Below are 12,296 nucleotides of genomic sequence, written 5' to 3' on the forward strand. Positions count from 1 at the left end.
ATGAAAACAGCCGAAGAATATCAAGCGGGTCAAGTTCTACTTATTGACAAGCCTTTAACGTGGACCTCTTTTCAGGTGGTTAATAAACTACGTTGGGAAATTCGCCAAGCTTTCAACATTAAAAAAATAAAAGTTGGTCATGCCGGAACTTTAGACCCTTTAGCAACAGGATTATTGGTTATTTGTACGGGAAAAATGACCAAACAAATAGATACCTTCCAAGGTCAAATAAAAGAATATACAGGCACCTTTGTTTTAGGAGGCACAACACCATCTTACGATTTGGAAACTGAAGTGAATGAAGTTTTTGAAACGAAACATATCACTAAGGGTTTAATTCATAGTACTACAACACAATTCACCGGAGATATTGAGCAATTTCCTCCTATATTTTCAGCACTAAAAAAAGACGGAAAACGTTTATATGAATATGCTCGCGCGGGCGAAACTGTTGAGATAAAATCAAGAACCGTGCATGTTTCTGAATTCGAAATCACAAAAATTGATGGTTTAAATATCGATTTTAGAATAGTGTGTAGTAAAGGCACTTACATACGTTCTTTGGCACACGATTTTGGAAAAGCACTTCAATCTGGCGCTCATTTATCGGCTTTACGAAGAACAAAAATTGGAGACTTTAATGTTGAAAACGGTGTCTCTATTGACGACTTCATCGCTTCGTTAAAAGTCTAGATTCGCTACTTTTCCGTATATTTATTAAATATTTGCTCTTAAATCCATCGATTTGAACCTAACAGATCAACATAAAGCTCTACTTATTACGCTTCTAATTTCTGGAACCGTAGTGCTTACTGTTTTCAATATGGGGCTAAAACAGCAAAACGAATTAGCAGCCGAAAGTTACTACGAGCTAGAACCTGAAAAAGAAGTTACCGAAGAGGAAGTTAAAATGATTGAAACTCTGGAAAAGCTTAACAATACTAAAGCAGAAACTAATTCTGCTTTTAATGAAACTCAAAAAAGCAAACATTTTGCGCAGGCTTATAAAACGGTTGCTCCTCCAGAAGATTATGTACCACAAAGCCAAACTAACGGCCCAAACACCACAGAATCTTACGCAAAAAAATACGAGCCCATAGAATCGAAGCTAAACAAAGACCAACGCTCTTCTTTCGATAAAGTAAACGATTTACTAAAAAAACAAAACGAAACGGATAACAACTCTAAAAGCACTATAAGCTTTTCACTAACTAATAGAAAAAAAATCTACATACCTATCCCTGTTTATCTTTGTGAAGTAGATGGTAAAGTGGTTATTAATATTACGGTAAATTCTAGCGGAAATGTTACTGATGCCTACTTAAACACCTCCTCAAACTCTTCCAACGATTGTTTAATAAAACATGCCTTGGAATACGCTAAAAAATCGAGATTTAATAGCGATGGTTCCAAGGCATCTCAAATTGGAAGTATTACCTTCAATTTTATTGGGAAGCATTAAACTGCAGATGCAGAAGCTACTTCCGAGAGTGTTTTAGTAATATCTTTTATTATATTTTGACCTTTATCTTTATTGTACCAGTACTGCAGATCTTCTTTAAACTCCGGAGTTAAACCTCCATTTTCAGCCTTAAATCTATTCACTAGATTAGTTGCCTCGCTTGGTCTTGGTCCAAAAGTATTTAAAACTTCACCTGTAGCATCATCTATCATAATAACTTTAGGTATTGCGCGACCACCATTGGTTAAAAACGTATCCATAAGCTCCAAGTTTTCATCCCGAAGTACTACTTTCATCTTTATATTATCGTTCAACTCTGCAATTTTATTTACTGCTGGTAAAACATGCGCTGCATCTCCACACCAACTCTCTGTAATAACTAGCCAAGTGGTCTTTTTTCCGAAAGATTCAATACGCTTTCTATCGTCCTCGCTAACTTTAATCGTTTTATCCCAACGTTTCATTCTACGATCATTAAGTTTCGTATAATTAGCTAAATCGTCATTTTGCACGGGGCCCGTACTTGCGTTTTGGTCCACCAATTTTTTAACCAAATCTCTATATACTTGGTAGGTTATACTGTTTTTAAGTCCGGAATTTATAATTGAATTACTCATAATATTCTTTTTTTAACTATTACAAAATTAGTATCTTGTATGTTGATTTATGCTGACTTTTGTCATGTTTTAATTACAAAACTTACACTATTTTGAATTAGCTAAAAAATTTAAGGCTTTTGCTCATTGCTTTTATTATGCTCTTTATTGTGGTTTTTGTTATAGAACACGTTAATCTATAAGAAAACATAAAACTCGTAAAAAATCTTTATCACTACAATCTATGGGCCTTAAATATCATTTTGTATTTTGCCTGTTCTTTTAAAATTTTAAACATTCGTGTAGTACAAAGAGATAATACATTTAAATTCAAAATTAAAATGACAAAACACCGGTGCAGATGGTGCGAAGGAGATACTTTATATGAAGCCTATCATGATGAAGAATGGGGTGTTCCCGTTTATGATGACAGTACGCTCTTTGAGTTTTTAATATTAGAAACTTTTCAGGCGGGCTTGAGCTGGATTACGATATTACGGAAACGAGAAAATTTCAGAAAAGCTTTTGATAATTTTGATTATAAAAAAATTGCAGCGTATAACCAAAACAAAATAGACGATTTACTTCTAGATGCTGGTATAATTCGCAATAAACTAAAAGTGAAGGCCACTGTTACTAATGCTCAGGCTTTTATCAAAATCCAAGAAGAATTTGGAAGTTTCAGTAAATACATTTGGGCATTTGTAGATGGAAAACCTATAAAAAACAGTGTTGATTATTATAAAAATGCACCAGCAAACACAGTAATTAGCGATGCTTTAAGTAAAGACTTAAAAAAGCGTGGTTTTAAATTTGTTGGTTCTACTGTTGTTTATGCACACATGCAAGCTACCGGAATGATTAACGACCATGAAACTAAATGTTTTAGATATTCCGAAGTATGATTTCTAAAATCATTTTTATAAAAAAATAGAATTACCAAATGTCAAGCACTTTTCATTTAAAAATCATACCTTCTCTAATATTCCTGTTTGTAACATGTAATGGTTTTGGTCAAGAAAATTTTAGCGCCTTAGGAGAGACGGCATTCAGCCTAAATAAAGGTATATCTAAAGACTACACTCTAAATTTCACACTAAGATCTCGTTATTTTTTATACCAAAACACTAACACCCAATACCAACAGCAACAAATTGACGCCTTTCATTTTTCAAAATTAAAATTAAACAAGCATAATTCGCTTAGTTTAGGTGTGTATTACAGAACACGAACGCCTTTTAACAGTGGTAGCAACGAGTTGCGCATTATGCAGCAATACAGCTACAATAAACAAAAAAAGAGACTTAAATATGGTCATCGATTTAGAACTGAACAACGTTTTCTAAAAGCTAAAACCATTTACAGAGAACGTTACCGGTTTTCTACAAGCATTCCCTTATGCGGTGAAACCATAGACATAGGAGAAACTTTTTTGATAAGCTACCTTGAAGGATTATTAAGTTTGAGCAAATTGCAAAAGCCAGAAACAGATGTTAGATTAACAACACAAATTGGCTGGCAAATTACTGAAGATTTAAAATTAAAAACAGGATTAGAGCATAGGCTTGAAGCATTTAATTTAGAAGCAAAAAATAATTTATTCATACTAACATCTGCAACTTTAAGAATTTAAAAATATCAGAGAAAACATAAAGCTAAATTCCTTTAATAAGCCTTTATGATTCCTTACTTTAGCTCATCCAAATAACACCGAGCTTTGCTTTTATGATTTCAACATACAAAAGCCTTTGGCAACTTAGCGTTGTCATTTCTTTTTTTATACTTTTTTCTACTTGTTCTAGGCAAGATACGCTTCGTCCTGACATAAAAAATAGACTTGCGGTATTAGATACCCTCTCCCAATTACAGCCCGAACAATCACTTCTAGAATTAGACAGCCTATTACTTGATAACAATAATTTAACTACGCTCGAGCGTGGTATGTTATTATTTAATAAAGGGGAAGCTTTATACCTAAACGATAAATATCATGAAGCACTTAATATACATTTACAAGCTTACGCCTTATTTTCTGAATTAAAAGATAACTTCAACCAAGGACGATCCTTAATTACATTAAGTGGTGCAGCCTTACATATGGGTGATATTGAAACCTCCCAAGTTTACGCCCTAAAAGCCTTGCATATAGCGCAAATAATAGGTGATAAACGCATAGAAGGCAAAGCTTATAATCAACTATTTAGTTTACATTTCAAATTAAAAGATTACGATAAAGCATTGCATTACATTAAAGCAACCGACAGCCTTTACTCCAAAACCACAGATACCACTTCTATAATAGCTATAAAAAGCAATATTGCTAGTGTTTATTTACAACTCAAGGAATACAACAAGGCCTTAACCAGCTACTCGCAAGCTATGGCTTTAAGTCAATCTAAAGGCAACCCGAAAACCATTGTTAGTGTTTTAAACAATATTGGCTACACCTATATAGAGGCCGGTGAATACGAAAGTGCAGAAAAATTTTTAAGAGGTTCTATTACTTTAAACAAAAACATAAACACTATTAATGCTGCTCCTTACAAGGGTTTAGGTAATATGTTTTTACTAACAAAAAAAAATGACTCGGCAGCCGCTAATTTTAAAAAAGCTTTAGAAATTTACAAAGCCAATAGCAACATTAAAGAGGAAATAGAGGTAAGAGATAAACTCATAGCAATAGCGATTATGGCTGGAGACTATGTTAAAGCTCTAAACAACCAAATAGTTCGAGATAGCTTGCAACTAAACGTGAACCGAATAGAAAAAGATAGACTTTTAAACTTTGCAAACGTAAATTACGAAGTAAAACAAAAAGAAACCGAAATCAATCATCAAAAAGAAATTAACTCCAGAAACCAATGGCTTTTAATTAGCGCAGTTTTACTGTGTGTAATGGTACTTATCGCCACTGCATTTTACGTATACAACACCAAATTACGAGCTGCTAATAAAGCTTCTAAACTAGAACAAAGCTTACTGCGTGTGCAAATGAATCCTCATTTTATATTTAACACCTTGGCCGCTATTCAAAATATAACTCTGGAAGGCAACCCCATAAAATCGTCTAATTACATCGCGAAATTCTCTAAATTAATTAGGCAAAATTTCGACTACGTTAAAAAAGAATCTATTGCGCTAGATAAAGAAGTTGCCATGATTTCTAATTACATTGAAACGCAACAATTACGTTTTAATAATGCCTTTACTTACACCATAGAGATTGATGATGCCTTAAATAAATCTGAAATAAAAGTACCACCAATGCTATTACAACCTTTTGTTGAAAACGCTATAGAATATGGCTTAAAAGAAAAAAAAGAAGACGGTAAACTGACTATAAAAATCGAAAAAGAGCCAAAAGACTTGGTATTTATAATTCTAGATAACGGATTAGGTCGCTCTGTAAAAGCAAAACAAGAAAAAATTACCGAAGAGTTACATGCCACATCTATTTTTATAGAGCGTTTAAAAATGAGAAAAAAGGGTGAAGAAAAAACTTTTAAAATCAAGGATTTACTTGATAAAAACAACACCCCAACAGGCACTGAAGTAATTTTTAAATTGAAATTTTAATGATAAAAGCAATTATAATAGAAGATGAGTTTAATGCGCAGAACACATTAGATAAGCTTATTAAATATACCCAAAAAGATATTGAGGTTATTGCTAAAATCGATAATGTTACCGATGCCATAACATTTTTAAAAAGTCAAACACCAGATCTTGTTTTTCTAGACATAGAGTTAATTGGCGGCAATGCCTTTCAAATTTTAGAAGCTTTAGAGAGTATTGCTTTTAAAATAATTTTCACAACAGCCTATGACGAATTTGCAATAAAAGCCATTAAATTCGACACTATAGATTACTTACTAAAACCAATAGATTCGGAAGAATTATCAGAATGTATAGACCGTTTTAGAGTTGCTTTTAAAAAAGAACAGGTTTACAAGAAGGCAATAGATAAAGTTTCGGAAATTAACGAAAAAGAAAACCAGCAAACGCTTTTAATTAAAACTGCAGACGCTCAACACTTTCTTCAAATAAAAGATATAGTACGTTGCCAGGCTGATGGTGCTTATACTACATTCCATACCACAGACAAAAAAATAATGAGTGCGCGCAATCTAAAATACTACGAAAACATTTTAAGCGAACACACTTTTGTTCGCGTACACCAATCGCATTTAGTAAATATAAAATACATAAAAACGATTAGCACCAACAACACAGTCTCCCTAACAAACAACGAAAAAATACCTGTCGCTACACGAAAAAAATCGTATTTAAAACAACTTTTAGACGCACTATAAATGCAAATACAAAACGTAAAACGGCACATATAAAACGGTTTTAAAATCATCGTATTCTAGTCTTAGTTTTGAGGTAAATAAACAAATAACCTTAAAATTTAAAAATCATGGGATTAAAAGAAAACCGATTTTCTAAAACTTTTCAAGACGAACAATTTCCTCAATTAAAAGCTCAAATAATTGAAGCTGCGGGTTTCAATGTACCTTTAAATATTGAGTGGGCTAACTTATTCGAAGACCGCTTTTTACATCTTTACAACGACTCTTACCCTAAAATTTATTTCCTACCATTTATTGAAGCCTTTAAATCTATTACTGCAGATGATATGGGCAAAGAAGCCCTTGCTGAAAGCTTAAAAGAAATACATATTACAAATACTCAAGATCACCACAACCCTAGTAATGCCTTTAGTTTTTCTAACGGAATTTTAACTCTAGACCATAGCCCGATTCTTAATGCCGACGATGTAGATAGCCGCACCAAAGTGCTCGTTGATTTGTTAGAAAACAATCTATAAGTAAGCGTTTTAATCTGTTGTTTAATTGGTAATAGTTATTGATATGTATAGATCTATTTTTTATATTATTTTAATCGGATTGTTTTTATCGCTTTTTAGCTGCGGTGTTTCTGGAATAGAAGCTAAAAAAGGGCTTATCGCCTATTTAAAAATGCATCATAAAAACAAGTATGACGTACTTACTTTTAAAAGAGACTTTAATGCTGCAAGCATGAACCCCGATTTATTTTGGGTAGAGCTCAAACTAAAAGAAAATCCAGATATCATTATAAGTTTTGATTGGAACGCAAAAAATAAAGCACTATACATATCGTCTCACAATAGGCAAGACCTTAGTATTAAATCGCTAACACAATATCAAAAACAAGAAATTGTTTTAAGAAAAGAAATGCATGAAACCTTAGATGCCGACGTTTTGGATATGGATGTTAATGTGTTTAACCATAACATAAGCGTAACCTTAGAAAAAGAGCCAACGCAGAAGGATTTTGAAAAATTTTCAAGAAAAATACGTTATGTTTTGCAAGACTACCCGAACACTTGGACCCGAGAAGCACATGTAGATTTTAAACTTAAAGGTGAAAAGAAAGGTTTTTACGAACTTATTGTAAAACCGAATACTTATAACGATAGTAACCTAACGTATAGATATTACTCAAATGCTATTGTTGCAAATAACACGGGTTCAAAAAAAGCAGAACATATTGATAGTGTTATTCAACTTGAATTCGCTACACCAAACTCACCGATTTACTTAAATCATATTTGGTTAAATCAATCAAAATTAAACAGTTTTTATATTGCTTTTGAAAAACACGAGCCATTAAAACAAGCTGAGGGAAATAGACACATAACAGAAGCTGTTGGCGTGTATATGGTAAAAATGAACTATCCAAACCTAGACATGAAAACCTTAAAATATTACGATTACAAAACCACACCTCGAGACGGTGTCTTCTTTTCACTTATGGATCAATTACCAGAAGATTATCAATTTCTTATAGAACACCCATAACACCAATTTACATCATGGAAAAAACATCTTATTATAAAGCGTTTGTAGCCCAAACGCCCGAGGATATCCTACAATCTATTTTTAAAAAAGAAGACCCTATTTTAATTTCCATTTCTTTAACCAACGGCAGTTATATGGAAGGTACGCTTCTAGATATTTCAGAAGAAAACAAGCATCACAAATCGGTTTGTATACTTTCAGAAAACGATAACGTATCATTTTTTAAGATACGCGACATTACTGTTATAACGGTAAAACAACCTAAAAAAATGGTTGTAGAATTATCCAAAGGCGCTATCAGCAGGCCATTATCATCTACCAATCAAGAACTAACGGTTTTACAACTTAAACGCTGGTTAAATAATGAAAAATCGCTATTGGGAAATCGAATAAATGATTTAAAAATAGACACACTCAATTTAAAAGAATTAAATAATAGATTGAATGTTCAAGACGTATTTACTGCACTACAAAAAGCTGTAAACAATATCACTACAGATAACTTAGGTAAGCAAGCTTATCAAGTGCTAGACACTATTGTATTCGAGCAAACGGAAACACTTAAACTCAAAATTCAATCTAAAACTTTAACCATATCTCTAGCTATAGATAAGGCTTTGCCTGAAAACCTAGCTAATACTTTAGAAGAAAAGCTTCTTCAAATATTATAAAAAATTCATTCAAAAATAAAATACAATCTTAAAGAATAAAATTATGGGACTTAAAGAAAAAAGAATTATCCAAGCCTTTCAAAACGATTTATTTCCAGCATTAGAAACTGAAATTAACACAGCTGCAGGTTACACTGTACCTTTAAATATTTCATGGAACACCCTTATGGAAGATCGCTTTTCTCACATATACAACGAGACGTTTCCAAAAATATATTTTCTTCCATTAATAGAAGCTTTTAAAGCCATTTGTGTAGATTCTATGGGGATTGAACTTTTACAAACAGGATTGAAAGATGTGGTTATTATAAACGAAAACAACGAGCATAATATAGAACGCGCCATTACTTTTGAAGCTGGTGTACTAAAAATAAACCACAGCCCAGTTATTAATGCCGATAAGGTTGAAGATAGAGCAGCACGCATTATTTCTTTATTAGAAGATAAACTAGAAGAATTTGCTGAAGGAACTCCTGATACAGCAACTACAGAAACTTCTACTTCTTCTCCTGCGACCGAAAAGAAACAAGAAGCAACAGAAGCTCCTAACAAAATGACAATACAAGAATTGTATAATCAATCGTTAGTACTTTCTCTAGAAAAACAAGAGATTTTTAGTGAAATGGTAGAAGGCTTAGGATGGAGCTGCGATATGCTTGAAGGTAAATTAACTTATGGCGACAATCAGGTTTTTGATATTCAAGTTATAGGAACATATGCTGAAAATGAAAAAAGTTGGTTATGGGCATGGGCAAACACTCAAAGTGGTATTCCAGAAAAGTTTACACAAACTTCTTTAGCCATGAAGGCTATAGGTGAAGCTTACCAAATAGATGATTTAACAAACCCTAAAACAGAATTAGACTCTGATCCAGGTGCTTATTTTTCAACTATAGCGTCTTCTATGTTAAAAGAGAGTTGCTACGTACCATTAACTTTTAAAGGCCTAACCGTTTATGTTACTGTCAACTCTATAGAAGCCGATGATAAAGCCCGAACTGTCCCTGCTTTAATTTGCTCTCATTTTACGCAAGTTGCAGCAAGCTACAAGTTCCCTCATAAATACAGCTTGTACTTTTACTTAAAAGCAAAAGGTTACGAAGTAGACCTACCAGGAAATAATATTGTCGCTAAAAAAGATGCTGATCAAATTCTTGGGATTTTCGATTTAAAAGGAAGACTCATGAAAATTTCTAATTCTAAAATAACAGTTCAAGCTTAATATATTATGACATATACATCAGAAACTATTTCGGATCTAGAACAAGAACATCAAGCAGCTTTAAATACAGCGCAGGAAAAAATGATGGCAGATTTAAATGAAGCACAAACTTCAGGAGATCACAGTAAAATACAAGAAGCCAGTGTTGAATTTCAAAATATAACAACAGAGCTAGCTCAAGAATACACCAAACGTATTGAAGAAATTAATGCGCTAAACCATAAAGTTGTGGCAGATAACGAGCCACAAATCTATACTAACAACCGTGCGAACATCGATTTAAACTTACTGGTTTATGATGGAGATAGAGACTTTGTTATTGAATTTCAAAAAGACGAATTAATACAAGAAACTTTAAAACGTGTAAACGAAAACAGTGGTAAATTTAAGTCTAGAAAACACTTATTAAAATCGAGTTTAAGACTTACTAAAACCTTGGCACCAATGCTTCACGACATTGGAGAGCATTGTAAAAACACTCTAAAATTAAAGGCTGACATTGAGTTTTTTGTATACCAAAGCGACATCTTTAACGCATCATGCTATCCGCCAGACGATAATAAATTATACATAATTTTATCTTCAGGAATTTTAGAACGTTTTTCTAAAGAAGAATTAATTTTTGTTGTTGGTCACGAAATCGGACATGTACTTTTCGAGCATTTTGATTACCCAGTACGTCAAATTTTAGATGAAGGCGAGAACCACTTGGCGCCAATACACGCCATGAAATTATATGCATGGAATAGAAATGCAGAAATAAGTGCAGATAGAGCCGGGTTATTATGCTGTCAAGATTTTGAAGCTGTAGGCCGTACATTCTTCAAATTATCTTCTGGAGTTACAACAGATTCTTTAGATTTTCAACTTAATGCTTACATCGAACAATTTGTAGATCTCGAAGAAGTTTTAAACGATGCTAACCACGACCCTTCCGATTGGTATAGCAGTCATCCATTTAGTCCTTTACGAATTAAAGCTTTGGAGCTTTTTAACAAAAGTGAAACCTATGCTGAATTTAACCCGAACATTACCGGTGAAATCACAGAGGAAGCTATGGAGGTTGAAATTAAACGTATTATGTCGTTAATGGAACCTGAAAACCTAGATGATGAAAGCGAACATTCTGAAAAAATTCAACGATTAATGTTCTTAGGTGGTTACTTAATTTCGAATGCAGACGGCGTTGTAGACGATTCTGAAATACAAGCATTAAGTAGTATTGTTGCTCCTAAAATTTTCGCTAATTGTATGATGACTATCAAAGGCCTTACAGAAGATGAAATGATAGACGAGGTAAAACAACTTACCAAAGATTTGGATATCGTACTATCTGTAATGCAAAAACTAAATATTCTTAGAGATTTATCTATTATATCCTATGCCGATGGAGAAATAGATGATAGCGAAATTAATGTTTTACACAATTTGGCAAGGCTATTATATATTAACACCGATTTTATAGATCGTGTTATTAGCGATGCTCAAGGTGTAAATTAGTTAGTGTTTTAAGGATGTGAACCCTTAAAAACTTTTTCCACAATAAAAGGTAGTAATTTAATTTACTGCCTTTTTTTTGTATAATACTGAATAAAAAAGCTATTCGTTTTTTAGGCAGTAGCTTTAACATTCTTTTTTCTAGTGAAGTAGGTAACTAGAACAAACACCACAAACAAAACTATTTTTCCGGTTAAATATCCAAATCCAAATTTAGTTAACCTCTCAAAATCGGTTATTAAGATTTTTTACCAATTATAAACACGATATGAAAAACTCTCGATCAACTTCTTCCGCTCCTAAACTTTCTAAATGATTGGTGTAAACTTGGCAATCAATAAGCTTATAATTTGTGTTTTGAATAAATGTAATTAAACCTACTTTACTTGCATTACTCACCTTGGTAAACATGCTTTCTCCACAAAAAACACCATTACCCAAATCAACTCCGTAAAGCCCAGCAACAAGCTTATCATTTTGCCAAACCTCAATAGACTTTGCATAACCTTGCTTGTGCAGTTCTATGTAAGCATCGATCATGTGTTGTGTAATCCAAGTGCCAGCTTGGCCTTCTCGTTTCATTTTGGCACATTCGGTAATTACAGTTTTAAAGTCTTTATTTACGGTGACTTCAAAATCGGAATTTCTCAAAACCTGCCGCATACTTTTAGAAACTTTAAGTTTCTCCGGAAACAAAACAAAACGCGGATTTGGAGACCACCATACAATAGGCTCGACATCATCGAACCAAGGAAATATACCCGTTTTATAAGCCAATATTAAGCGTTCTACGGATAAATCGCCACCAATAGCAAGTACACCTTCGGGAGACGCTTCCGAGACATCGGGAAATCGTATGTTTTCGTTTAAATAGTACATTTAATAAATGTTATAAAACAAAAAACTCTTTAAACAAACCAAAAGAGATTCTATTAATTGTAAAAATAAAAAACCTCAACATTTTAAATAAAACATTGAGGTTTTTTTTTATTCGATATCCGC

The 12,296-nt window shown here is 33.0% G+C and carries 13 protein-coding genes; 11 read left to right on the plus strand and 2 right to left on the minus strand.

All coding sequences use genetic code 11. From position 1 onward, the window contains the following. Both truB and ACJJV4_RS09835 read left to right on the plus strand, forming a co-directional pair. Positions 1-693 (plus strand): tRNA pseudouridine(55) synthase TruB, encoded by a 693-nt coding sequence (gene truB, locus ACJJV4_RS09830; RefSeq protein ID WP_405293915.1) that lies wholly within the window; start codon positions 1-3, stop codon positions 691-693. 52 nt (positions 694-745) lie between these two features. Continuing rightward, a complete protein-coding gene (locus ACJJV4_RS09835; protein ID WP_405293917.1) occupies positions 746-1,462 on the plus strand; it encodes a hypothetical protein in 717 nt (238 codons plus the stop codon). Here the strand turns inward: ACJJV4_RS09835 and ACJJV4_RS09840 are convergent. Continuing rightward, complete coding sequence (locus tag ACJJV4_RS09840; RefSeq protein ID WP_405293919.1) at positions 1,459-2,079, minus strand: thioredoxin family protein; 621 nt, start codon at positions 2,077-2,079, stop codon at positions 1,459-1,461. The genes ACJJV4_RS09835 and ACJJV4_RS09840 overlap by 4 nt on opposite strands. A gap of 320 nt (positions 2,080-2,399) precedes the next feature. Here ACJJV4_RS09840 and ACJJV4_RS09845 point away from each other — a divergent pair, with 320 nt between their 5' ends. From ACJJV4_RS09845 to ACJJV4_RS09885, 9 genes are all read left to right on the plus strand, one after another. Then, on the plus strand, positions 2,400-2,963 hold the full coding sequence (locus tag ACJJV4_RS09845; protein WP_405293921.1) for a DNA-3-methyladenine glycosylase I: 564 nt from the start codon (positions 2,400-2,402) through the stop codon (positions 2,961-2,963). Positions 2,964-3,001: 38 nt separating this feature from the next. Further along, on the plus strand, positions 3,002-3,691 hold the full coding sequence (locus tag ACJJV4_RS09850) for a DUF2490 domain-containing protein (protein WP_405293923.1): 690 nt from the start codon (positions 3,002-3,004) through the stop codon (positions 3,689-3,691). A 92-nt stretch (positions 3,692-3,783) separates the two neighbouring features. Then, positions 3,784-5,634, plus strand: a complete 1,851-nt coding sequence (locus tag ACJJV4_RS09855) for a tetratricopeptide repeat protein (protein WP_405293925.1) — start codon at positions 3,784-3,786, stop codon at positions 5,632-5,634. Continuing rightward, complete coding sequence (locus tag ACJJV4_RS09860) at positions 5,634-6,371, plus strand: LytR/AlgR family response regulator transcription factor (RefSeq protein WP_405293927.1); 738 nt, start codon at positions 5,634-5,636, stop codon at positions 6,369-6,371. Before ACJJV4_RS09855 ends, ACJJV4_RS09860 begins: the two co-directional genes overlap by 1 nt. A 107-nt stretch (positions 6,372-6,478) precedes the next feature. Next, complete coding sequence (locus tag ACJJV4_RS09865; protein WP_405293929.1) at positions 6,479-6,889, plus strand: hypothetical protein; 411 nt, start codon at positions 6,479-6,481, stop codon at positions 6,887-6,889. A 43-nt stretch (positions 6,890-6,932) separates the two neighbouring features. Then, positions 6,933-7,904, plus strand: a complete 972-nt coding sequence (locus ACJJV4_RS09870; protein ID WP_405293931.1) for a hypothetical protein — start codon at positions 6,933-6,935, stop codon at positions 7,902-7,904. A gap of 14 nt (positions 7,905-7,918) precedes the next feature. Continuing rightward, positions 7,919-8,575, plus strand: coding sequence for a hypothetical protein (locus ACJJV4_RS09875; RefSeq protein ID WP_405293933.1), 657 nt, complete (start codon positions 7,919-7,921; stop codon positions 8,573-8,575). Positions 8,576-8,618: 43 nt separating this feature from the next. Then, positions 8,619-9,797: a DUF6882 domain-containing protein gene (locus ACJJV4_RS09880; RefSeq protein ID WP_405293935.1), complete on the plus strand. Its 1,179-nt coding sequence runs from the start codon at positions 8,619-8,621 to the stop codon at positions 9,795-9,797. Between the two features lie 6 nt (positions 9,798-9,803). Continuing rightward, positions 9,804-11,297 carry a M48 family metallopeptidase gene (locus ACJJV4_RS09885; RefSeq protein ID WP_405293937.1) on the plus strand — a complete coding sequence of 498 codons (1,494 nt, stop codon included), beginning with the start codon at positions 9,804-9,806 and terminating at the stop codon, positions 11,295-11,297. A 252-nt stretch (positions 11,298-11,549) separates the two neighbouring features. On the opposite strand, the gene aat is transcribed toward ACJJV4_RS09885, so the two are convergent. Then, positions 11,550-12,173, minus strand: a complete 624-nt coding sequence (aat, locus tag ACJJV4_RS09890) for a leucyl/phenylalanyl-tRNA--protein transferase (RefSeq protein ID WP_405293939.1) — start codon at positions 12,171-12,173, stop codon at positions 11,550-11,552. Positions 12,174-12,296: the final 123 nt, after the last annotated feature.

The organism is Algibacter sp. Ld11, assembly GCF_045066735.1.
Taxonomy (GTDB): domain Bacteria; phylum Bacteroidota; class Bacteroidia; order Flavobacteriales; family Flavobacteriaceae; genus Algibacter.